At 61.6% G+C, this 23,406-nt stretch carries 21 protein-coding genes and 1 pseudogene; 10 read left to right on the top strand and 12 right to left on the bottom strand.

Annotated features, from left to right (window positions below; translation table 11 throughout):
* Positions 1–448: 448 nt before the first annotated feature.
* From AC5RW2_RS33420 to AC5RW2_RS33410, 3 genes are all read right to left on the bottom strand, one after another.
* Positions 449–655 (bottom strand): hypothetical protein, encoded by a 207-nt coding sequence (locus tag AC5RW2_RS33420; protein ID WP_493961880.1) that lies wholly within the window; start codon positions 653–655, stop codon positions 449–451.
* Positions 656–1,010: 355 nt separating this feature from the next.
* A complete protein-coding gene (locus tag AC5RW2_RS33415; RefSeq protein ID WP_493961879.1) occupies positions 1,011–1,715 on the bottom strand; it encodes a hypothetical protein in 705 nt (234 codons plus the stop codon).
* A 398-nt stretch (positions 1,716–2,113) separates the two neighbouring features.
* Positions 2,114–3,151, bottom strand: a complete 1,038-nt coding sequence (locus AC5RW2_RS33410; RefSeq protein ID WP_493961878.1) for a LacI family DNA-binding transcriptional regulator — start codon at positions 3,149–3,151, stop codon at positions 2,114–2,116.
* A 160-nt stretch (positions 3,152–3,311) separates the two neighbouring features.
* On the opposite strand from AC5RW2_RS33410, the gene AC5RW2_RS33405 reads away from it, so the two are divergent.
* A complete protein-coding gene (locus AC5RW2_RS33405) occupies positions 3,312–4,247 on the top strand; it encodes a dihydrodipicolinate synthase family protein (RefSeq protein WP_493961877.1) in 936 nt (311 codons plus the stop codon).
* A 175-nt stretch (positions 4,248–4,422) separates the two neighbouring features.
* The gene (locus AC5RW2_RS33400; protein ID WP_493961876.1) at positions 4,423–5,724 is read left to right on the top strand and encodes an Nramp family divalent metal transporter; all 1,302 of its coding nucleotides are present in this window, start codon (positions 4,423–4,425) and stop codon (positions 5,722–5,724) included.
* 739 nt (positions 5,725–6,463) lie between these two features.
* Here the strand turns inward: AC5RW2_RS33400 and AC5RW2_RS33395 are convergent.
* The 7 genes from AC5RW2_RS33395 to AC5RW2_RS33365 all read right to left on the bottom strand — a co-directional run bounded on the left by AC5RW2_RS33395 (position 6,464) and on the right by AC5RW2_RS33365 (position 13,513).
* Positions 6,464–7,444: an NAD(P)H-quinone oxidoreductase gene (locus AC5RW2_RS33395; RefSeq protein WP_493961875.1), complete on the bottom strand. Its 981-nt coding sequence runs from the start codon at positions 7,442–7,444 to the stop codon at positions 6,464–6,466.
* Entirely contained in the window at positions 7,441–7,836 is a 396-nt protein-coding gene (locus tag AC5RW2_RS33390) for a cupin domain-containing protein (protein ID WP_493961874.1), read from the bottom strand. The genes AC5RW2_RS33395 and AC5RW2_RS33390 overlap by 4 nt, the downstream gene beginning before the upstream one ends.
* A 43-nt stretch (positions 7,837–7,879) precedes the next feature.
* Positions 7,880–8,305, bottom strand: coding sequence for a nuclear transport factor 2 family protein (locus tag AC5RW2_RS33385; protein ID WP_493961873.1), 426 nt, complete (start codon positions 8,303–8,305; stop codon positions 7,880–7,882).
* A gap of 1 nt (position 8,306) precedes the next feature.
* On the bottom strand, positions 8,307–9,251 hold the full coding sequence (locus AC5RW2_RS33380; RefSeq protein WP_493961872.1) for a 3-carboxyethylcatechol 2,3-dioxygenase: 945 nt from the start codon (positions 9,249–9,251) through the stop codon (positions 8,307–8,309).
* Between the two features lie 104 nt (positions 9,252–9,355).
* The gene (locus tag AC5RW2_RS33375) at positions 9,356–10,678 is read right to left on the bottom strand and encodes an MFS transporter (RefSeq protein WP_493961871.1); all 1,323 of its coding nucleotides are present in this window, start codon (positions 10,676–10,678) and stop codon (positions 9,356–9,358) included.
* Positions 10,679–10,773: 95 nt separating this feature from the next.
* Positions 10,774–12,456: an FAD-dependent monooxygenase gene (locus tag AC5RW2_RS33370; protein ID WP_493961870.1), complete on the bottom strand. Its 1,683-nt coding sequence runs from the start codon at positions 12,454–12,456 to the stop codon at positions 10,774–10,776.
* Between the two features lie 193 nt (positions 12,457–12,649).
* The gene (locus AC5RW2_RS33365; protein ID WP_493961869.1) at positions 12,650–13,513 is read right to left on the bottom strand and encodes a fumarylacetoacetate hydrolase family protein; all 864 of its coding nucleotides are present in this window, start codon (positions 13,511–13,513) and stop codon (positions 12,650–12,652) included.
* A 219-nt stretch (positions 13,514–13,732) separates the two neighbouring features.
* On the opposite strand from AC5RW2_RS33365, the gene AC5RW2_RS33360 reads away from it, so the two are divergent.
* Together AC5RW2_RS33360 and AC5RW2_RS33355 are read left to right on the top strand one after the other, a co-directional pair.
* A complete protein-coding gene (locus AC5RW2_RS33360; RefSeq protein ID WP_493961868.1) occupies positions 13,733–14,431 on the top strand; it encodes a GntR family transcriptional regulator in 699 nt (232 codons plus the stop codon).
* A gap of 451 nt (positions 14,432–14,882) precedes the next feature.
* Positions 14,883–15,770: an Abi family protein gene (locus AC5RW2_RS33355; protein ID WP_493961867.1), complete on the top strand. Its 888-nt coding sequence runs from the start codon at positions 14,883–14,885 to the stop codon at positions 15,768–15,770.
* A 225-nt stretch (positions 15,771–15,995) separates the two neighbouring features.
* On the opposite strand, the gene AC5RW2_RS33350 is transcribed toward AC5RW2_RS33355, so the two are convergent.
* On the bottom strand, positions 15,996–16,184 hold the full coding sequence (locus AC5RW2_RS33350) for a recombinase family protein (protein WP_493961866.1): 189 nt from the start codon (positions 16,182–16,184) through the stop codon (positions 15,996–15,998).
* Positions 16,185–16,641: 457 nt separating this feature from the next.
* Here AC5RW2_RS33350 and AC5RW2_RS33345 point away from each other — a divergent pair, with 457 nt between their 5' ends.
* The 6 genes from AC5RW2_RS33345 (at position 16,642) to AC5RW2_RS33320 (ending at position 22,177) form a co-directional block, all read left to right on the top strand.
* On the top strand, positions 16,642–17,268 hold the full coding sequence (locus tag AC5RW2_RS33345) for a DUF6932 family protein (protein WP_493961865.1): 627 nt from the start codon (positions 16,642–16,644) through the stop codon (positions 17,266–17,268).
* The gene (locus AC5RW2_RS33340; protein ID WP_493961864.1) at positions 17,261–18,190 is read left to right on the top strand and encodes a hypothetical protein; all 930 of its coding nucleotides are present in this window, start codon (positions 17,261–17,263) and stop codon (positions 18,188–18,190) included. Before AC5RW2_RS33345 ends, AC5RW2_RS33340 begins: the two co-directional genes overlap by 8 nt.
* A gap of 544 nt (positions 18,191–18,734) precedes the next feature.
* Positions 18,735–19,586 carry an HAD family hydrolase gene (locus tag AC5RW2_RS33335; protein ID WP_493961863.1) on the top strand — a complete coding sequence of 284 codons (852 nt, stop codon included), beginning with the start codon at positions 18,735–18,737 and terminating at the stop codon, positions 19,584–19,586.
* Positions 19,587–19,864: 278 nt separating this feature from the next.
* Positions 19,865–20,563, top strand: a complete 699-nt coding sequence (locus AC5RW2_RS33330) for a class I SAM-dependent methyltransferase (RefSeq protein ID WP_493961862.1) — start codon at positions 19,865–19,867, stop codon at positions 20,561–20,563.
* Positions 20,564–20,790: 227 nt separating this feature from the next.
* Positions 20,791–21,042, top strand: a complete 252-nt coding sequence (locus AC5RW2_RS33325) for a hypothetical protein (RefSeq protein ID WP_493961861.1) — start codon at positions 20,791–20,793, stop codon at positions 21,040–21,042.
* 274 nt (positions 21,043–21,316) lie between these two features.
* Positions 21,317–22,177, top strand: coding sequence for a GAF domain-containing protein (locus tag AC5RW2_RS33320; protein ID WP_493961860.1), 861 nt, complete (start codon positions 21,317–21,319; stop codon positions 22,175–22,177).
* Positions 22,178–22,675: 498 nt separating this feature from the next.
* Here the strand turns inward: AC5RW2_RS33320 and AC5RW2_RS33315 are convergent.
* Positions 22,676–23,406 (bottom strand): annotated as a pseudogene (locus AC5RW2_RS33315) (ParB/RepB/Spo0J family partition protein); the annotation flags it as partial.

Raw genomic sequence — 23,406 nt, 5'->3', positions numbered from 1 at the left:
TCTGCGCCTTAGTGGTGGCATGGCTGAGGTCATCGGCGTTACACGGCGAACACTGATCATTCGACCCGCACGGACGACAGCTCCCCAGGATCACGAGCTGCCAGTGCCGGGCTCCCCTGTATCTGGCCTTGCTACCCCGCCACGCCTGACCGCCAGAAGACTGTCTATATATACCGCCGCTGCCCGCTGTCCCGTGAACCGGTCCTTCAGCGCACTACTCCCCCGGCAAATCCCACAGTTGATCAGGACTAGGTTTCAGGGCGCCTCGATTTCGCGTAAACCCCGCCCGCAAAAAGGCCCGGTGAAGGTGCCCCAACCGCGGCAGATACGAATCGCTCTCAGCAGACAGGGCGACTTTAGCCACGCCGTCCGTGCACCGATGAACGCCCCTTCGAATCTAATGGGAACCCCTTATGTACAAACCCGTGGGAAAGCGACTTTCCGATGGCTACTTTCGTGTGTCACGAAGGTGCACGATCAGCCAGAAGATGGCCAAGAAAAGTCCCATCGTCACCAGAAGCCAAGCCAAGTTGAAAGCTGTCCCCGTCAAAGGAGTGCCCATCATCAGGGATGCCAGGAACATGCCGCTGCCGACAAGGAACATCCCGCATGCAAAGACGCTGCCGCTGATCGCTTGCCGGCTCAATTTGCGCATAGCTGATGCTACAACTCCTGATACAACTGGGGGAGCCCCACATTCCACCGCTCGCGCGCCCGCCCGTTTATGTACACCTTCTTCTAGATTTGGCCCTTCGCCAAGTCAGTGAATGCGGCCACGACGAATGGAACCATGCAAAGACCTCCGACAAGGCACAGGGCGAGCATCATCTTCCGCTGCGTCCCGAACGGTTCCCCTTCTCGGCGGGGATGCCTAATGGAGTAAACGGACGAGCCCATCACAAGCAACAAGCCGACAAAGAAAAGGGCCATTGCTTCCGGATGCATGGGCCCATCCTTGCACCGCCAACTTGGGGGAACCATATGGGTGTGGGGGATGCCCCTGTCAGCAGCTAAACGGTGCCCGCCCGTACATAGCGGCCACGCCGGCCCGCCCAGACTGCCATCAGGAGTCCGGTCAGCACCGCCGCACCGGCCAAGCCCGGAGGAGATAACCAGCCGGAGGAAGGCAGAGCCAGTGCCACGGCAACGACCGCACAGGACACCAGGAACTCGGCAGCAGCCCGTAGGGGCTGTCTCCGGTAGGCATGCGAAGCGATGAAAAGCACCGGCGACACCATGGGCACCGCTGCGAGCAGAACAGGACCGAAGACCGGATAGAAGCCTGACAGGACGAAGAACAGCGCCGACGCAGTCAGCGCCGCCCCGAACAGGACCAGCTTCACGGCCTGCTGCCGCCTGTCCCAGGCGCCCCAGCGGCCGCAGATGATTGCCCAAGCTGGCAGGCCCAGCAGCCAGAGGCCGCCCCAGTAACCGGTACCCAGCGCCCACAATGCCACCATGGCACAGCCTGGCAGGACGAACGTCAGCAACTGGCCCGAAGACGCTGCCCTGATGCCGGGCCCGAACATGCACAGCCCGACCAGAATGTAGGCGACGGCGTACCCCGGCAGCAGTTCGGCATCAGGCCGGGTCTCCAGTCCCCCAAGGAGCAGCAAGATGCTGATGGCGGCCACGCAGACGGCAGCCACCGTCCATCGACGGCCCGGACCTAATGCATCATCCGGCCAATAATGCCGGTACTCCGGGGACTCCATGCCTGCAGTATTGCAGAGCAGGTGGGAAATGCCGTTCGAGCCCGAGATGGAAGCCCTTTCCGGTACCAAATGGGGGCGGAGGCTTGATGGAACCATTGGAAGCCTGCGAGATGCCTAATTGGAGTACACCCCAACCTGACGTCAGGTTAGTGGCCGAAACCTCGTCAGAATAGAGTACTAGCTCCCCATTTCTGACATGCCACAACTCAGGTCTTAGAACTCACTCTGACAAGACGCTACCTGCGGCTGGCCGCCCGCCTCGCAGCTTCTGCCTCAGCAGTAGCCCCCGGCCGCGCACATCTTTATACGATTTCTTCCTTGCCGGGATGCCGTTGGTGACACCGAAGAGGGTGTCATCGCGAGAGGAGAATCGGGCGGTGCGCAAGATCTCCTACGGGTCAGGGCTGGGCTGTGCGGACGTAGTGCACGGGCGCTCCGCTCGATTGACGGGGGATCAGGCTGGGCGTAGCGCGCCGGATCCGCGGTTCGGTGCCGGGGTTGACGATGAGGTCGATGGCGGTGGCGGCGATCTGGTCTAGCGGGACGCTGACCGAGCTGAGCGGCGTGGGCAGGCGCGCCGACAGCGGCGTGTCATTGTAGCCAACCAAGGCGAGGTCATCGGGGATGGTGATGCCGTTGTGTTGGGCTGCTGCCATGACACCCATGGCGATGTTGTCGTTCGCCGCAAAGATAGCCGTTGGCCGGTTTTCGGGTCCTGCGGAGAGGAGGGTTTGTCCTGCCGTGTAGCCATTTTCAATGCCGTAGCCTGCGGCGATCATCCACTCGTCCCGGGCTTTGATGCCGGATTCTTCCAACGCCCTGCAGGCCCCGGCCAAGCGTGCCGTTCCGGTGGAGGTAAAGTCCGGGCCGGTAATCACGGCGATGTCCCGGTGCCCCAGGTCAACCAGGTGCCGCACGGCGAGGTAGCCGCCAACCTCGTCATCACCGATAGCGGACGGGCTCTCGCCGTCGGTACGAAGGACAAGCGCGTGCGCGACGTTACGCTGACGCAGGAGTTTCGGCAGCTCATCGCCGATCCGTGCGGTAGCCAGGATCAGGCCGTCGACGTTCCGGTCCAGCAGCGTCTCCGCGGCACGGCGCTCGTCCTCGGGGTCATCGCCGCTGCTGGCCACCATGGCAAAGTAGCCTCGGGCCGCTGCCGCACGTTCCACCGCTTCGAACATCAGCGCCATGACCGTATCGCTGAGGCGCGGAACCAGCACTCCGAAAGTCCGGGTTTCTCCCCGGCGAAGGCTTGAGGCAAACGAGTTCCTGCGGTACCCGAGCTCCTCGGCCACCTTCCGCACATGCGCCGCAGCGGCCGACCGTGAGTTGGTGCGCTCATCCAGCGCGCGGCTGGCCGTGGAGATGCTCACGCCGCTGGCCGCGGCGACGTCTTTGAGCGTGACGACAGCTCCAGGGGTGGCCGGCTCCATTGCGGTTCTCCTCTTCAGCAGGGGCGTTACAGACACTCTATTCCTCCTGGTTGCAAACGTTCTCTTGACAGTGAGCTGCGACACGTGCAAACTTGAAAACGTTCCCGCAAACGTTCTCATAGTTTAGCGGAATACCATCGAAGAAATAGAGGAAGTTCTCATGAGCATCGATCTCCGCGGACTCAGCCCCGCACCTGTCACCCCGTTCACCGAAGATGGCGCTGTCGACTTCGCTGCGATCCAGCGGCTGGGGTCGTGGCTCGGATCTATTGACGGCGTGAAGAGCCTCGTCGTTCTGGGGCACGCCGGCGAAGGCACGTTCCTTGCCGAAGAGGAGCAGCTGGACGTCATCCGCGCGTTCGTGGCGTCGACCGACGGCCGTGTGCCGGTCGTGGCCGGAATCACGAAGGAGGGCAACAAGACCGCGGCGCTTGAGGCCAAGAAGGCCGTCGAAGCCGGCGCGGCGGCCGGTCTCGTCTACCCCTCGCACGGGTGGCTGCGCTTCGGCTACCAAAAGGGCGCGCCCCAGTCGCGCTACAAGGAGATCTACGAAGAGTCCGGTCTGCCGCTGATTCTGTTCCAGTACCCGGACAACACCAAGGCAACCTACGACCTCGATACTCAGCTGGAGATCGCGGGCCAGGAGGGCGTCTTCGCCACGAAGAACGGTGTCCGGAACATGCGCCGGTGGTACACCGAGATCCCCGCGCTGCGCGCCGCGCACCCCGAGCTGCAGGTGCTGTCCTGCCATGACGAGTACCTCCTGCCGACGATGTTCGATGTCGACGGTCTGCTCGTCGGCTACGGCAACATCGCCCCCGAACTGCTCGTCGAATTGATCGAAGCCGGCAAGGCGCAGGACTACCCGCGCGCACACGCCATTCATGAGCGGCTGCTCCCGGTGACCAAGAACGTTTACCACCGCGGGTCCCACATGGAGGGCACCGTCGCCTTGAAGTGGGGCCTGGTGAACCGCGGCATCCTGGACCACGCCACAGTGCGCACCCCGCTCCTGCCCCTGCCCGAGGGTGCGGAGACCGAGATTGCGGAAGCCTTCGCTGCCGCAAACATCGGCAAGGTCACCGTCAGCGCCTGACCGGCAGCAGGGTGCGTGCGGGAGAAGCTGCACCGCACGCACCCTGGCCCGGACACTGCTCGCGTTTCGCACGCGATCGGCCGCTTCGGCAGGCCGCACATCCGACTTTGAGGTCGGAATCAGAAAGTCAAAGAAGACTGAGCGGGAGAATAGTCCCGTGGAAGGAGGGCGTGCTGTGACTGCTCACACGAAGACGCCTAGCACCTCGGGCGAGCCGGGATCCCGGCGTCGGCCCGCCGGCAGCGTCAAAGCCCAAAAGACCCGTCGATCATTCTGGGGCCAGCTTGCCCTGATCGGCCCAGCCTTCGTCGCCGGCGCCTGGCAGTTCGGGCCCGGCAACCTCGCCACCGCCGTCCAGGCCGGCAGCGGCTACCAGTACACCTTGATCTGGGTGATCGTCGTCTCCACCATCCTGATGATCTTCCTCACCGACATGAGCGTGCGTCTGGGCATCAAATCGCCTATCTCGCTCATCCAGTCGATCAAGGACCATTTGGGAAAGAAGGTCGGGGTGGTCGCCGGCATCGGCGTCTTCCTCGTCACCTTGTGCTTCTCGGTCGGCAACGCCGTCGGTCTCGGCTTGGGCGCGTCAATGCTGCTTGGCGGATCGCCGGTCATGTGGACGATCATCGGCACCCTCCTGGTCGCCACGATTCTTCTGTTCCGCAATGTCTATCGGGTTATCGAGAAGGTGCTCGTCGTGATGGTTGCGGTCATGGCGATTGCCTTCGTCACATCGGCGTTCATCGCGAACCCCGACTGGGCCGCGGCAGCGTCCGGGCTGATCCCGAGCGTTCCTAACGATGCCTGGCTGCTCGTCATCGCATTGGTCGGCACGAACTTCTCCGTGAACGCCGCCTTCTACACCTCTTACGGCACGAAGGAACGCGCACGCAGCGAGGAAGACTACCGCGACATCACCATCGTCGATACGATCCCCGGCATCGTTGCCCCCGGCATCATGACATCGCTCGTCATCGTCGTTGCGGCCGCCGTACTCGGTGCCACGGGCCAGGTCGCCTCAACCATGGGCCAGCTCGGGAGCGTCTTCGAACCCCTCGCCGGCCCGATCGGCACCGCGATCTTCGCCATTGGATTCACGGGCGCCGCTTTCTCTGCCATGACCGCCAACTGCACCGCCGGCGGGACCATGCTCTCCGACGCACTCAACCGGCGCGGCACTAACGGCATCACTTCAGGCACTCAGAAACTGATCAGCGGGATCATCCTCGCGTTCGGCCTCACGATCACCGTCATCTTCCAAACCTCACCGATACAGGTCATCGTCATCGCCCAGGCACTAACGATCCTGGTCGCACCTCTGCTGGCAACACTGATCGTGGTGATGGCGAACCGCCGCGACCTGATGGGTTCGCTACGCAACAGGTGGTGGCAGAACCTCTTTGGCGTAGTAGGCCTTCTCGCGGTGCTTGCCCTGTCCATTCGACTGATCCTCAACTTCGCCGCCGGCAGCTGACCCGCCAAGTGATCAGATGCGAAGATGCCGGACATCGCCCGCACAGGATCACAACGCAATACCGGTCAGCTCCGCAACCAGCACACAAAAGTGCCCCCACCCGAAAGGTGGGGGCACTATTTGTGTGCCTCGATCACCGGCACATGAGCAAACACGCTCCCATTCACCCAACCCGAATAATGATTCGCCAAGCCTATTCGCTGCCGCCTCACCTCATAAGCGACAAACCGTACGAGCGTCCCATTAGACGGTCCCCCACCGCGGCACCTTCCGACCGCTCCCCTTGGTGATGTTGGGATCACGATTCGCGTATAGCCTGCCCGCAAAACTGTCCTGCTTAGCTAACCTAGCCGCTACAGTTTCACATGGCAGGGGTGGCCCTCTTTTCAGTTCTCGGAGCCGTCAGGAGGTGCCTGCCCGATCCGCAACCGGCCCATCTGAGCTCGCGGAAGCAGGCCGGCAGGGAGTACGAGGCTGCCGCCCTGGCCAAAATTCGTGCCACAGCACGACAACTTACGACTTCCCTGGCTCAGCCGTTGACAACGCCGCTGGTGGGTCAGTTTTCTCCCGATGCGCGGCGTGGTGAACTCCGCTGCCGGGGCCGTCCTGTTCGCAGACACCGAGCCGGTCGACGCATCGTCTTCCATCGCGATCTTCTCGGCTCCGACGACCCGAAATCGTTCTTCCGTCCGGCACCGCGGACGTAAAGCGGGCACAGCCAGCGTTCCGCAGGAAGGCGCTACCCGGCGTGGAGGCAGTCCAGTACGATTTTGCCGACGTGGCCCTTGGTTTCGAAGTAGGCGTGGGCTGCGGCTACTTCGGAGAGCGGGTACACCCGCTCCGTGACCGTCCTGACGGTGCCGGCGTCCAGGAGCGGCAGGACAACGCGTTTAACCTCGTCCATGATCTGTGTTTTCTGCTCCGGCGATCGGTCGCGCAGCAGGGTTCCCGACACGGACGCCTTCTTTTTCATGAGGGCGGCGAAGTTCAGGGTGCCCTCGGGCCCGCCCTGCATACCGATGGTCACGATCCGCCCGAAGGGCGCCAGGGCCTCGACATTGCGGCCCAGGTACGGCCCGCCGACAGTGTCGAGGATGATGTCCGCGCCGCCTTCAGCGGCCATCCGTGCGGCGAAGTCCTCCTCCCTGTAGTTGATCAGTACGTCAGCCCCGAGTTCCCTGGCGGCCTCGAGCTTCGCGTCGGTGAATGCGGTCACTGCCACCCGCCCTCCGAGCGCCTTGATCAGCTGGATGCCGAAGACCCCGATGCCCCCGGTGGCTCCGTGGATCAGAACGGTCTCGCCGGAGGTGAAGCGGCCGGTGCCCCAGACGTTGGAGACGACTGTGGCTGCCACTTCGGGTATCCCGGCGGCCTGGAGCAGATCGGTTTCCGCGGGGACCGCCAGGACGTGGCCGGCGTTGACGGCGACGTATTCTGCGTATCCGCCCGAGGCGAGCAGCGCCATGACACGGTCGCCCGGCGCGAAGCCGCTGACGCCGCGGCCCGTCTCGGCGATGGTGCCGGAGACTTCCATCCCGAAGATGTCCGAGGCGTCGGGCGGCAGGTTGTAGCGTCCTCGGCGCTGCAACGAGTCGGCCCGGTTAAGCCCTGCTCCGGTCACCCGGATGAGAACTTCTCCCGTCTGCGGCACAGGACACGGGAGTTCTTCCACGGCGAGGGTTTCGGGGCCGCCTGCCGTTCTGAACCGTACTGCTTTCATGATCCGTATCCCTGGTGTTCGCACAGGCCCAGGTAGTCCTCGCGGACCGGGGCGAAGACATCGATGTTCAGTGCCCGCTCCTCGCCCAGCGGCTCGGCGCAGTGCGGCACGCCTCCCGGAATGTGGAGGACGGCAGGCGCGATGAGGTCGAAGACCTCGTCGCCGACGTAGAACCTCATGGCGCCTGCCAGGACGTAGCTGAGCTGGTCGAAGGGGTGCGAATGCGGGCCGACCGTTTTATAGCCGGGGTCGAACCAGTTGACGGTCGTGACCGCCCCGTCCGACCTGATCCCTGTGCGGGAAAATCCCGGTCTCACCTGCTGCAGTTCCAGGTCATCGAGGCTGAACGCCTTGGCTCCCGTGTGGGCGCCTTGGGTGGGGGTGGTGCTCATGGACTCAAATCCCTTTTCTGTGTTGCTGGGGCGGGCTGCACGCTCATGGTTGGCGCTGGATCCGGAAGGCGCGCCGGATGACGCGGCGACGGATTCTCCATTCCCCGGCCTCCTGGACGTATTGATCCTCGTAGTCTCCGACCATGAAGGGCGCGGTGTCGCTGGTATCGGCGGTGTCGCTGCGGTACACCGTGGCGCACAGCGTGCCAGTCAGTGTTCCGTCGTCCCACACCAGCCGGTGGTTGGTCTCCACGTGGCGCGAGGTCCGGGCCAGCTTCACCCGCTCGGCGCCCCAGGCCGTGAGGGCCTCCCGGCCGATCAGGTCCTTCGGCGGCAGGCCGAGCAGTTCCCCGTCGGCGGAATAGAGTTCGTGCAGGGTGTCGGCCTGGCCGTGGTCAAGCCGGTAGGCGTGTTCGGCGGTGAGCGCTTGGATGGCTAGGCGGGTTTCGACATCCACGGTTTTTCCCATTTCAGGCCTCCTTCGAGACGGCGGTCATGATTCCGAATCCGGTCATCCACTCCTGCACGGGCCAGTACCAGCGGTTCGTCACCGCATAGTCCCCGGCCGCGGACAGCGCGGCGTAGGCCGCCACCCAGGTGCGAATCTCGTGCGCGGAATGCCCGCCCTCCTTCTCCATCCAGTCGTTGGTCCACGCATCGGTGGCGGCCACGCGGCCCTCGGCCAGGGTGTCCATGACCAGGGCGTCGTACTCGGGGTTGATGTCTTGGAAGGAGGTATCTCCGGCGGCGTGGGCCTTTCCGGCCTCGATCACCCGGCGTTCGCGTTCGGCGCGCAGTTCCGGGGAGGGGTTGCGGCCGTCGATGAGGCGGGCGATGACCTCCGGGGATGCTTCCTCCAGCCGGGGCACGGGCGGGTCATGGGACAGGCCGCCGGAACCGATGATGAGTACGCGCTTGTTCCACGAGGAGACCTCCCGGCCTACCGCTTCGCCGAGGAGCCGGATGCGCTCCATCGGGCCCAGGGGCAGACCTACCGCGTTGATGAAGACCGGCACGACCGGGTTCGTGTAGCCCTGGCCGAAAATGAATTCCAGCGGCTGGGAAATTCCGTGGTCGACGTGCATTTCCTCGGACTGGGCGACGTCGACGCCCGCGTTCAGGACCGACGCCACCAAGGCCCGGGCCGCGGTCCTGTCCACCGGCAACGGGCCGGGTTTGGTGCCCCAGTCCCCGACGGAGCGGGCACCGGAACCGATGCAGAAGGCGGGCATCATGTCGTAGAAGACGCCGTTGTAGTGGTCCGGGCCGAAGACAACCGTGATCTCCGGATCGAAGTTCCTCACGAAGTCCCGGACCTGGTCCAGGGCCGCATTGACCTCGGCCAGGGTTTCGGGTCCGGGGTCGTTGATGCCGTACAGCGGCGAGTGGGACAGCGTGCACAGTGCGATGGTCATTGGCATTTCCTAGCGTTCGGAGTGGGGGCTTGCAGGCGGGCAGGCTGCCTGCGAGGAGGCTGTATCAGGCGGGAAGTCTGCATAAGCAGCCGCTGGCAAAAAAATCAGGACCTTTTGCTATGTTCTTTGCCCAGGACGACTGCGAAAGCGCCGATCAAGCACATCGCGACGAAGCAGAGCGAAATCATCCACGTTTCACCTCCACCGGCTATCAGCAGCGAGGAGGCGATCAGCGGTGCGAATCCGGCGCCCACCAACGTCGCCATCTGGTAGGACACTGCCATGCCCGTGTAACGGGTTTCAGTGCTGAACTTTTCCGAAAGAAACGCGCCCATCGGCCCGTACATGAGTCCGTTGGCGATCGGATTTGCGATGATCAGGGCAAGCAGCAGGAGCAGGGTGCTTCCCTGGGATACCAGAGCGAACACTGCCCAGATCGCCAGGATCCCGCACACGTATCCGCCCAACATCACCGGTTTGCGGCCGACACGGTCAGAAAGAGCTGCGAAGGCGGGAACGGTGAAAATCATGAGTGCGTTAGCGATTGTCACCATCCACAGGACGGTAGCCTGCATGTGCCCTTGGGTGACCGCGTAGGTGATGACGAACGTTGCCAGGAGTGATTGCAGAAAGAACGGAGCGATCCCGGCGAGGGTTCCGCTCATCAACCGTCCGGGGGAATTACGAAGTACTGAGAGGAGAGGAGCTACGGCTGTTTTATTCTTACCCTCTGCTACGTCACGCAGGAACTCCGGGGATTCGGTGACCTTCGTGCGAAGAACGACCGCAATGATCACCAGGATCACGGATGCAAGGAAGGCCACTCTCCACCCCCAGGACAGTAGCTGTTCTTTGGGCATTGCAGAAAGCGCCGCGAAAACCAGGGTTGCGCAGACGGCTCCGGAGGGAGCGCCGCTGGATACGATGCTGGCTGCAAATCCCCTGTTCTTTGGCTGTGCATGTTCGAGGGCCATCAGTGACGCCCCCGCCCATTCTCCGCCAACCGCGATGCCCTGAATGACCCTGAGCAGAACCAGCAGGACAGGCGCGAGGACGCCGATCGTTGCGGTTGCAGGCAGGATTCCGATTGCTATGGAGACCAGCCCCATGATCATCATGGAGAGGACGAGCATCTTTTTTCGTCCGATCCGGTCACCGAAATGCCCGAAGAGAATACCTCCCAACGGGCGGGCAGCGTAGCCGGCGGCCAAAGTCACATAGGAGAGGATCACCCCCAGGGCAGAAGGTACGTTCTGGAAGAATACCGTGGGAAAAATAAGGGCGGCAGCGGTTCCGTAAATGAAGAAATCGTAAAATTCAACTGTTGTTCCCAGATAGCTTGCTACTGCAGCCCGCCGGGCATTTCCTTTACGGTCAACGGGTGGTGCCTGCGTCACTGAAGGAGACATACCGTTAATTGCGTTCATGACAACCGTTTCTCAAGAGAGTAATTGAATTAATCAGCTCCATGGGCAGAGGCGCCGCCGGACGATGTTAGAGCAATAGTGGAAGGCCGATTTATCTAAGCCATTGTCTTAGTTTTGATTTCAGCAAACTTCGGCGAAAGATCGACTCGGTCTGAATCGACCCCGTAAACGATACGGTCCGGGCGCACGATGGCGAGCTGAGCACTGTTGTTCTTCTGGAACCACTCCCACAGGCGGCCCACAGGATCGCCCACTTCATCCTGACCAACAATCAGCGTTCCGGTACGGATACGGATGAACCGTGCACCCCACGCTTCCCACGCGCTGACTTCCTCTGAGGAAAGCAACGTTCGAGGGTCCGCATTCAGGCCGAATATGCAGAGATCCTGGCCAAGGTAGTCATCGAGAAGCATGCGCCCGTTTTCGGTGCCAACATCGTAGTTGGGAAACGTCCTGCCAACGGGTGTCTTCTGGTGGTTTGGACGGGCGACGAATCCTGACTGGAAGCCCGGGACCGGCTTTCCCTTCATGGAGTTTGTGTAGGACTTCAGGCCGGGAATGTGCCGGAGGGTCCGGAAATAGGTGTTCCGCAATGAGGCGAGGACGGGGTTCTTTACCTGCACGATCTTGCCGAGTTTTTCGGCGTATTTTGTAATCGCTGCCGCATGGGGCTCACGCTCGTCCTGATAAGTGTCCAGAAGAGAGTCAGATGCCCTGCCGTCGATCACAGCCTTCACCTTCCAGACCAGGTTGACAGTGTCGCGGATAGCTGATGCCATACCGGCGCCGGCAAACGCCGGCATAATGTGCGCCGCATCCCCCAGCAGGAATACCCGGCCGATTCTCCATCGGGCGGCCCGGCGGACATGGAAGGTGTACTGCCAGGTGCGCTTTACGTCCAGGGTCTCATCATTAATCTGAAGTGCGGGGTTACCGCTGCCTTTGCGGGCCAGGTCGGTGATGATGGACCAGACTTTGGATGACATTTGTCCACCGTCATCGCCTTTATTGATTCTCCACTCAAATCTGTGCATTCCCCCGGGGCACGGGCAGTCGACGCCCGGGCGTTTCGGGTCACAGATGAACTTGAAGTAGGGCGTGCCCTGCATCGGCTGCAGCGTCTCACCCTGGACGTCAAACCAAGGATCGGGCAGGGACGTCCCTTCCATCGGGATCCCCAGTGCCTTGCGGATGGTGCTGCTGCCGCCATCACAGGCGAAAACATACTTACCCTCAAGGGCCACGTTCGTATTATCAGCTGCCGACTTGACCGTGACAGTTGCGCTATCCGGGCCGTTTTCAACGGAGACGGCTTCATGTCCGAGGAAGAGATCAACCAGCTCGGGGTACCGCTGGATCCCTTTTCGCAGCTCCCCCTCAAGATGGGGCTGATGAAAGAAGTTTCTCTGGTGGTATCCGTTATGCGTGATCGATGAGGCAAGGCTGAGGATTTCCTTGCCCTTGGACGTGACAAACTTGGAGGTGACTCCTTCATGCATTGTCGCGCGGATGGGTTCGACCAATCCTATTGATTGAAAGACCCGCATGACCTCGTCATCACAGGAGATCGCGCGTTGCCGCGGAAAGACGTCCGTGTCCCTTTCAACAATTGCAATTCGGAGCCCCTGCTTAGCTGCAAGATTGGCCGCGGTGACCCCGCTGGGACCGTAACCCACGATGATGACGTCATACACGCCTTGGGGGGTTGGCGCAGTCATGCTTTCAGCTCCGGTGTTTTCGTCAATGTTCTGCTCCGGGTGGGCGATAGAAGTGCCCATCGTTACTCACTCCTCATTAAGTATGTGGTGCCTCTAGATGCGGTTCTGAATCAGGCTGGCCAGGAAATGCATCCGGTGGACAGTCAGGCATCCTCTGAGTGCGCGCAGCAACCCAGGTGATACCCGGTGGCGGTGCCGGTGTTTCCGAGCCGTCGGCAATCAATCAGTCGCTCTCCAGGCTGGGGTTCTGGAATCAGGGCGACGGGACGACCGTATTGCGCAGCACGCCCAGACCGGTGATCTCCACTTCCACCACGTCGCCTGCGGCGAGCAGGCCGGACGGGGTCATGAACCGGCCGACGCCGCCCGGGGTGCCGGTGACGATCACGTCGCCGGGGGACAGCCGGGTGAAGCCGGTGACGTGGCTGATCAGCTGCGGGATGGTGAAGTACAGGTCGGCGACGGAGGCCTTCTGGCGGGTCTCGCCGTTGACCCGGGTTTCCAAGGTGAGCCTGTTGACGTCGCCCAGGTCGGCTGCGGGGACCAGGTACGGGCCGAAGCCGCCGGTGCCGGGGAAGTTCTTGCCCGGGGTCCACTGCGTGGCGGCCAACTGCCAGTCCCGGACGGAAAAGTCATTGTAGGCGCCGTAGCCGGCCACGTAGTCGAAGGCATCCTTTTCGGCGACATGGAAGGCTTCCCGGCCGATGACCAGGGCCATTTCACCCTCGTAGTCGAACTCATTCGTCGTCGCAGGCATGAGAGCCGGCTGCAGGTGGCCCATCTGGGAATCCGCGAAGCGGGTAAAGATGGTCGGGGCCTTCTGCTCGGCCTGGTGCGCGGCCCGGCCGGTTTCCTGCTGGTGGCTGCGGTAGTTGACGCCAACGCAGATGATCTTGCCCGGGTCCGTGATGGCCGGCAGGAATTCGATCTCCGCCTCGGCGCGCGACGGCGCGCTCCGGTACTGCTCCCCGACGGTTCCGAAGATGCCGGAGGCCACGGCTTCGCGCAGGCCTCCGGCAAGGTTCAGGCCCGTGGGGCCCAGATCGTAGGCCTGAGCGTCGACGATGACGCCCCAGGTGGGCGATCCGTCCGCGGCGATGAAGCTGGCGTAGTTCATGGTGTTCCTTTCGGGCAGGAGGATAACCCCCTGGTCGGGCTGTGAGGCTGTGGTTTGCGGGCCGGAGCTAACCGGCCCTGCGGAAGAACTCGCACGAGCTGGACTGCCACGGTCCGCCCGTGCTCAAGAGCCGCACTGTGTTGCTGATCACCCAAGCTAATCGCTAATAATCCACTTGTCAACGAATAATATATTTAACGAGGGTGGTATATTTTTCCCATGGCAACTGGACCGGTGAACAACATCACCCGCACCATCGACGCAGTGCGCAGGGACATTCTCGCCGCACAATGGCCACCGGGCGGAAAACTGCAGCCCGCGGTGCTTGCGGCGCGGTACGAAACGAGTACGACCGTCATCAGGGAGGCCCTCACCAAGCTGGCCGGTGACGGCCTGGTGGCGGTCAAGCCGAACCGGGGGTTTTTTGTCAGCGACCTCAACCTGACGGAGCTGCAGGACATCACGGAGCTGCGGTGCGTCACGGAAGCACTGGCCGTCAGGCTGGCCATTGAACGCGGCGACCTGACCTGGGAATCAGACCTGATGGCCGCCCATCACCAGCTGGCCCGCACGCCCCGCCGGAAGAGCGAAGATCCCGCCCACATCAACGAGGACTGGGCCAGGGCCCATCGGGTCTTCCACGCGGCGCTGCTCCAGGCCTGCGCCTGCCCCCACATGACCCGACTGGCCGCAAACCTGGCCGACCACACGGAACTGTACCGGTGCTGGGCAGCACCGTCCCCCGCCGCGGCGGTACGCGATGTGGAAAAGGAACACCGCGACATTCTGGAGGCCGCGCTTGCCCGGGATGCGGACCGGACCGCAGCAGTGTTGCGGGCCCACTACCAGGCGACCGTCAACGTGGTGCTGGAATCGGGCCTGGTGCAGGGAATCGAATCGCCTTCCCCCATCGGCTAACGTGCCGCGCCGGAAACCAGGCACTTCGCCTTGAGCCAACCGACGGCTCATCATTGCTGCTGACCATACAACGGCGCTCATGCTGTCTCGCATCACGCGAGATGCGAGACACGAACACGGGACACCCGGATGCCTTCGAAGCGTCGGGGCACGAGGTGTCTTGCTGCCGCGTCTCATAAGCAGGAACCGGAACATCCGCCGCCAGCGATGGTTGTAAGACACTCCTAAGGAACGTGGACAAGCAGGTTTCGACCTGCGGCCCAAGGTGCCCGGTGAAGGCCGCCCAAATACAACAGCGGACCTAGGAACACGCGAGTCAGAATCCGAATGCCGGGCAGTTACTTGGTAGTTGTAGGTAAGTACGGTATCGTTTTATCCAACAAACCCCGCCAGGGCTAGAGCGAAAGCTTCCCCAAGACCGGCGGGCTTTTTCTTTAACTATGCTGTAACGGTGGACAAACCGGCACGCACACTCCCTGAGCAGCTCGCGCTCCTAAAGGAGCGCAAACTTCGCATCGGCCCGGACGAAGAAATGACAATGGTCCGGATGCTTCTCAGTAGGGGCTACTACCGGATGTCCGGTTACTGGCGATACTTCCAGAAAGCGCCGCACCTCGGCGACAACGAGTTCGAACCGGGCGTCTCCCTGCAGCAGATCATCGATGTCTACGAGTTTGATGAGATTCTGCGCGGCCTTCTTTTGGAGGGACTGGCCGTTTTCGAAGTGGCCTTCCGCACCCGGCTCGCCTACTTCTTCTCTGTTCACCAAGACCCCTACGATTATCGGTCCCTTGGGCTGTACCGCGACGAGGAACATGAGAGGGACGGGGAAGTGAGGGTATTTCGCGAAGATCTGGTGCGCGACATGGAAGCCGAACTCAACCGCTCACACGAAGACTTCGTGAAGTCGCACCGGGACCGGGGAAAGCCGGTCCCTATCTGGGTGGCCGTCGAGGTGCTCAGCATGGGAACGGTTTCAAAGATGTACCGGCTCCTTTTGGACGACGACGTCAGATACCGAGTGAGCAAGTCCTTCGGCTACCCCGACCCGGCTTTCATGGAATCCATTTCCAGAGCGTTCGCGACCTTGAGGAACAAGTGCGCCCATAACGTGAGGATCTGGAACCACAGTTGCGTGAATCCGCCGCCCGTCCTAAAGCGCCTCAAGACCGACCCGGACAAAGGGATCTACTACCGCACGCCCTGGTCCTACCTCGTAATGCTTGCAGATGCCGTCGACGACATCCAGAAGACAAGTTCCTTTTCCAAGAGCTTGTATAACCACATCGATGCCTATCCTGAGTTCCGGTTCGGCCTTACGAAGCCCCATAAACGCTAGGTACGAACTCCAAATCGGTTATGAGGCGTCCAGGCTCAGGTAGCGGTAGACGGTGGCCCGGCTGGCCCGGCTGGCCCCGATGATCCTGCCGATGTCGGCGGGCTTCAGGCCCCTGGGCCTTCAGCTCACGGGCGCACTTCACCCTTGGGTCTCCCGCCGTGAGTTTCCCTGCGTCCGGCCCGCCGCCCCGTGGCCGGCGGCTGCGGCCATGCCGGCCAGGGTCCGCTAGGCCAACTGGTCCCGTTCGAGTTGCGCGAAGGCGGACATGACGGTGAGCATGGTCCTGCCCATGGCACCCGTGGTGGTGATGCCCTCGGTCAACGACCGGAAGCGGATACCCCGCCCCACTAGGTCATCGATGAGGGCCAGCAGGTTGCGTGTGTTGCGGCCCAGCCGGTCCAGCTTCGAGACCAACCTCTTCTCCTTCGCGCAGGTGGTCGAGCATCCTGTCCAGTTCGGGTTGGCTGATCCACGGTGCTGACCCGGGCGTACCCGATGCTGGACAGGCCGCTTCCCCTTGTCCCACCAAAAGGCTGTTTTTCCTGTTGTTGAGAATAGCGGAAGTGAGACATATTGATGAGACAAGCCGGCGGGCGGAATCCGGGCCTGGCCGGCCGGGAACGAACCGTCTGCCTTCGTCCCGGTAAAGGGTCCTTTGATGAGGCTGGCGCGCCATCCTAGTCCCTTTCCATATTGGACTTAATTTGACGGACCAGCGCACTAGTCTGGGTCTCGGAGTTCGTTGTCTGGGCTCGGCGCGGGTCGTCGTCGCACTGCTTGGGTACAAACGTGATGGCTCGCAGGGCCGCCGCTCCTGAAACATATCGTTTAGCATGCGGCATTCAGCGCCCGAATATGACAGCCTATGGCCATGGGGGAATCATTGAATACCGCGGTGCTTGATACTGGAGCCAGCGCACTGTACGGGATTCCGCCCTTTGATCCGGAGACCGGACACCTGCCACCTGGTCGTTACAGGACGACACTCTCCAACATAAGGCAGCGGTTCGTCCTGTCCCCTGACTTCCAGGCTTCCTCCACACGAGCCGCTATCTGGGATGGCTTCACCAGCTACCTGCTGGCTTGGAAGACGTCCCAGGCTGCCCTCGGACAACCAATCCTCAAGACGATATGGGTCGGCGGTAGCTTCACGTCCAGCGAGCTGGATCCAGACGACATCGACCTCTCGCCTGTCTATGACGAGGCCATTGTCGATGATCTTCACAGCAAACCTGGCATCAAAAGCCTGAAGAAGCTCATTGGCAATCGCACGAGCATAACCAAGAAATACATGGTCGACCCATTCCCCATACCGTGGCGTAGCCTTCAATCAACACTCCATCCCACTATGCTGCCCGACCACGCACAGACGTACCTGGCAAAGCGCGGGGGACTTGACGACTGGTGGCAACGGATCAGGCCGGCTGGCGAAAAGGCCGCCCCTATCGCGCCTGACGACGCTGCAGCGCGGGGTTACTTGGAGGTGTCGTGTGAGTGAGCGCGTTCAGAGTTACCTCGATGAGCACGTCACGCCTGAGCAGGAACTAGCTGTTGAAGAGTTTCTGGAGAGCCTTCCCGAGCCTGAAGGCGATATCTTCGAGGTTATCGAGGAGGCCGAGTACGACGCCGCCAAACGTATGAACCCGGATCTGCCGCCCTTCTCCCATCTGGTAATCCGCCTAACGGGTGACGCGGTAGCGGATGGCGGGGTCGATCACGAGGTCGCCAACGAATTGCTTGGCCCGATAAGTGCTGAGATTCAAGCTGCAGCTGATAAGCGGTCGTCTGAAGCTGAGATTACGCTCGTGAGAATCAGTAGGGGAAGCCTGGTTCTCCACTACCAGGCGAAGCAACCCCTTGCCGCTCACGAGGCAGATCAAGCAGACGTTGAGGTATCCCCGGTCGACCAAGCCATTCGGGATACTTTTGCGTTACACAACATGCTCGAAAATGGCGAAAAGCCTTCTGTAATCGCAAATCGGTTCGGTGAAAACAAGAAATTCATGCGGAGTGCCCGCAATCTGACCGAAGCGTTAGACAAGCTGGATCTGAACATGAAGGGCAAGTGGCGCTCCCCTATGGGCGGGCGAGCCACGACCAAGCTCACTGAAGCCGGTCGCACCCATGCTCGTGGCGTATTTAAGCGGATCGACCGCCCAGACACCGAAATCGTCTCCGGGCGCATCACTGCCCTTGATATTGACGGAATCGTGACCATTCAGCAGACGGCCAAACGCAAACGCAAGGTCTATCTCGAAGAACCAGCTTTGCTCGCGTCCGGCGGGTTCGTCTTGGGGGCCGAAGTCAGCCTGCTAGTAGAAAAAACTGAGGCTCGCGACCAAGTTGGTCTGAGCAGCAAAGAACATCTGACGTACAAGGGCCATGTTCGGCAGGGCGAGCTGGATATTCCAGACGTCTAGGCACTTTCGGCAGCCGAAAGAGCCCTCAGGAACATCTAACCAAGACGCTCTTGTGGGAAGCAGGAACGCCGATAGCAGCGCTTACGTCTGAGGTTTATCAGGGAACGACATCCATGTTCAACGTCCAGCGACGTTCCAAAGGTCGTCAAAGACGGCCCGGAACAGTGCAACGACAAGCCCCGGCAGCGCCGACAGACTCCGGCAACCTGCAGTCGGTATGACTTGTTGCGGTGGTCCTGGTTCAAGGACATGAACTTCTCCTCTCGTTGTTGAAGACCAATCCAAGACTTGCCAAGGCGAGGGGCGCCGCGAATGCTCCCGCACTTCGCCGCCCCTCCACAGGGAGTCCACACCGACTGCCCTGGTGTAGGTGCAACGGCACGCCTGAGAGTGAACAACGTCCACAGAAAGCTCCCCGTGAGTCCTACCCTCCGGGAGGTTCGTTCTGAAGTCGCTTTACCAATCCTCTGTCTGTAGCGTTAAGAACCATGATCAGCTTAGAATTCCGCGGCAGTGGCGATCATGGTCAAGAGAACGAGACACGATGACCGGTGCTGCTCGAAGCGCTGAGCCTTGGTCCTCGATCCCGAGCGCGTTTCACGACGTACGTCTGGTGGTCTCCGATATGGATGGCACCCTGCTGGACGGGGACGGTAACGTTCCTGCCGGGTTCTGGCCGTTGCTGGAGCGGATGCGTGCCCGTGGCATCACATTTGTACCCGCCAGCGGCAGGCAATACGCCACCTTGGCCCGCATGTTCCCCAATGCACCAGCAGGTGCCACCTTCATCGCCGAGAACGGCTCCCTTGTTGTCCGTGACGGCGCCGTACTCTCGGCCACCTACATGGACGAGCCCACTGTGACGCGCGTCATCCACGCGGTTCGCCACGCAACGGAAACCGCGAACAGCCTTGGCCTGGTCGTATGCGGCCGCCGCAGTGCCTACATCGAGCGACGCGATGCTGGATTCATCCGCGAGGCGGAAACCTACTACGCCGAACTCACCACGGTCGAGGATCTCACCACTGTCACGGATGACATCCTCAAGCTCGCGATCTACGACTCCACCGACGTTGAGTCCAGCGCGAGAAGCATCGTCGCTCCACTGGCATCCAGTCACCAGATGGCCGTCTCCGGTAAGCAGTGGATTGACATCATGGCACCGGGCACCAATAAAGGACGAGCAGTGCAGGAACTGCAACGAACCCTGGGCGTGAATGCCGCTCAAACCGTCGTGTTCGGCGACTTCCTGAACGACCTCGAAATGTTCGACCGCGCCGACCTGTCGTTCGCCATGGACAACGCCCACCCGATCCTGCGTTCCCGCGCCCGTTACACCGCGCCAACGAATGAGGAACATGGCGTCGTAACCGCCCTATCCCACTTGCTCAACTAGGGGCCTTGCCGCGCGAAAATCAGTGGAAGCGGCGAGTAGATTCTCCGAGCTTTCATCGGATCCGTCCTTCAGGTATCGACGCCGATAACAGCGCATCTGTCATTTCGGCGCGCCGTCCGGTCGTCAGTGTGAACTGCGGCGTAGGTTCGAAGTATCCTGCCCAACCGATTCGCGTCCCGAGATCACCGGCAAGGCGTCCCAATCCGATTTTGTGCGTAGATCGTCAGGAACGAGCGGACCGACCCTAAGATGAGCGTTGTCCCGAAAGCGAGGATCCGGTGAAGGCCGATCATTACGACAATTTCGCCGAGAACTACTCCGCGGAAAACGAGTCCAGCCTCCTTAACGCCTACTACGAGCGGCCAGCAATGATCGACCTCGCCGGGGACGTCGACGGCCACCGGATCCTGGATGCCGGATGCGGTTCCGGCCCCTTGGCCGCGGCGCTGATCGGAAAGGGCGCGACCGTTACCGGTTTCGACGCCAGCCCTGCCATGGTCGAGCTGGCGAGACAACGGCTCGGCGATAGCGCAGCGCTGCAGGTAGCCGACCTCAGCCAACCGCTCCCATTTAAAGACGGGTCCTTTGACGACGTTGTATCGTCCTTGGTCCTGCACTATCTCAAGGATTGGTCGGCGCCCCTGATTGAGCTGCGACGCGTCCTGAAGCCAGGTGGTCGCCTCATCCTGTCGGTGAACCACCCCTTCGTCTACAAGGTCATCGAGCCGGACGCGGACTACTTTGCCATCACCGAGTACTCGCAGGAGAACGTCTTCAACGGACTAGCCGCGACGCTGACGTTCTGGCATCGGCCGCTGCACGCCATGACCGACGCGTTCACGGAAGCGGGCTTTCGCCTGAAGATCATCAGCGAACCGCCCGCCTCTCCGGATGCACCGCGGGAGCTCTTCCCCCCTCACCTCGAAGGCCGGACAGCGTTCGTGGCCTTCATCTTCTTCGTGCTCGAAGCCGGCTGAGGGTCTCGGCTAGGACCCGCTGATGCCGGGAACCGGGTCGACATCGATCTTCCATCTCATGTCGACATATCCAATGGCGGCAGCGGAATCCGGATCAGTCTAGAGGGATTCGAGGGCCTGAGACGCGGCAGCGCGACGTGCGTTTTGATGCCGCCAAACGTGGGTACCTCCACCGGCGAGCAGCAGCAGCCACAGTGCCGGGTTGGTCCCTCCTGCATACTCGGGACATGGACACCACGACTGTCGATCCCCGCGACCAAACCTGGGAGGTAGACCGCCCTCGGTACCGGGTGTACTTCTGGGCCGGAACAAAGTCGGATGAGTGGGAGGTCTCCGGTGCAGACATTCCGGAGGTCATCGACTGGGCAGAGTCGAACCGGGGAGGCCGCTCGTACACCCTTTACGCGTGCGTCCCGGTAGACGGGCTTGGCTTGGTTAGCCTTGCTGGAGTTGATCCGACCGCTGCGCCACGGGGCTGAGGGCACAGATGGAAGGCGATTGGGTCAAAACCCGTTCGCCTTCACAGAATTTTGCGGTCCAGTTACGCACTTGGCCTGTGACCCTTGGCCTAAACCCGGCGGTGGGTGTCAAAACGTGCTGCGTCTAGAACGGTCGTTATTGACGTGTCCATCGATCTGTTGAGGTATGCGTCCGTCCGAGAAGGCCAGGCGGCATCCCCTCGTCCAATAGAATTCGCTGGTGCCCCCAAACTTGATCCGTGCTCGCATACGTCTATTGCGAGGTCTCTGGAACGTGTCGATAGTCATCTGTCCCCTGATTGCTGGGGCGTTGCTGGGGCAGTTCTTTGCTCTGTCTGCGGAAGAAAAGAAATCGAATCCTCAATCCACGGCCGAGAGCCAGTCCCGCGTTGCTTGGAGCCACCTGTGGGAAGGCTATTGGGGGTGGATAATCGCCGCAGGTGTCCTTCTGGCGATTATCATCATTCTTGCGTTCAATCGCAGGCAGCTCCGGGAACAGTCCGGTGTCCAAACCAAGCAGCTTCTCGATGCCCTGGCCGTTGCTGCACGGCAAATAGCTGACAGTGAGCACGGCACCGAGGGTGATAAGAAATCAGATCTCAAAGCTGTGTGCACCCACCTGGTCGGGGCGTTGGTCCGGGCCTATCCGGAAGTAGAGGATGTCCGCGCGATTGTCTATTTCTTCAATGAGAACCACTCGAAACTGGTGCCGTTTAAGGACGCGGGCACGCGTCGTCCGTCCGGTGCATTCGTGGCTACGGACCCTAGAGGAAAGGCCGCTATCGACTTTGCTCATACGAGTGAGAAGGCGAGGCTACAAGCGGATACCAACCAGGGAGCAGAGGGCTGGCGCGGCAGCGGAAAGGGTTATCGATGCTTTATTGCCGCCCCAATCGTTAGCGCTGCAGATCGGTATGGCATGCTCACCATAGACGCCAAGGCGCCGCATGCCCTGACCTCCGAAGACGAACTGGTTGTTCAGCTTGCGGCCAACCTCATCGGGATCGCCAAAGCCTCGATAAAGGGCCGCGTCAAGTTGTCCGACCCAATGAATACACTAGATGAACAGAGCGGAGGTGGCGGTATTGAAGACGAAAGTGCAGCGCAACAGAGCCAAGCAAAGGTCGGCGCGTAAGCGTGGGCTTAAAGCCACAGTAAAGTCCGTATCCTATTCACTTCCCAAGCCGGTAACGTTGCCGGACTGGAATGATGAGGGGACGTTCCGCGAGTATCGCGAAGTCGCCGAGCGCCGAGAACGAGAGTCCCGGCGCAGCCGCGTGAAGAATTTTCTGTATCACCTCGTGAACGGATGAAATACTTGCCGCTGACGGGAAAAGAGAGGCCGGCAGTATGTGTGCCGGCCTCTCTTTTTCCCTCTGCAAAGGAAATCTGTGGTTCAGCGTAGCTGAATTATTATGGTGCTGCCACGGGGCCGGGGAACTTCGTTGTTCCTGGTCGCGCGGTGGATTGGTTCTTGGGGTTGTGTCGCGTTGAGCGGCGGTCCGCCGCTGGTGAGTGGTTGCTGTGGTGTGTCCTGGGCGGCGGACCGCCCCACTTTTGGGAGGTTCCTGGCCTGCCTGTGGTGATTGGTGCCTTGCCGGGCGGTTTCGTGGCCGCCCGGCAAGGGGTCGTTTTAGGCGGCGTCAGTTGTCGTTTCTTTGCCGCTGTCGATGATGATCTGTTCGGTCTCGGAGGCGGTGTAGCCCCAGGTGACCAGCTGGTTGAGGTAGTCGCGGTGGCTTTGGTGCGGTGAGCGCCACGAGTCCTTGGCGATGGTCTTTTCGTATCCTGCGCAGATCAGTGCGATCAGGGAGAACTCGGGCCGGGCGGTGGTGTTGGCGACGTGGTCGCGGAGCGGGTTCCAGCCCCAGCGTCCGTTCTTGTCTTCGGTTTTGGCTCCGATCATGTCTGCGGCGACCTCGCCTTGGTAGCCGCTGGCGGTCTCGGGGTGGTGGGTGATGGCGTGGACGGTGAAGTACTGCCAGCCCTTGGGTGCCTGCTTGCGTGCCAACAGGTTTTTCACAAATTCCCGCCGGACGACACCGGCGGACTCCATCGCCTTGTTGTTGGCGATCAGCGTTTTGCGTTCGGCTTTCTGTTCCTCGGTCATGGGGCCGGACTGTGCCTGGCGGCCGCCGTCGTAGCGTTCGTGGCGCGGGGTGAAGCCGAGTTCCTTCCACCCGTTGATGACTGGTTTGGCGGAGTGGTTGCCTTGCCAGTCGCGCTGGATGATGTAGGCGTTGGCGTCGTCCTCGGTGGCCGGTTCGCCGTCGGCCCGGTTCGCGGCCGAGACGTACAGGGCGTCTTCGTCGGCGTAGTGGCCCGCGTCCTCCACGATGGCCTTGCCCTGGCCTTCGAGTTCGG

It is taken from the genome of Arthrobacter sp. B0316-1-20 (assembly GCF_059091865.1).
This window is presented reverse-complemented; position numbering and strand designations above follow the sequence as displayed.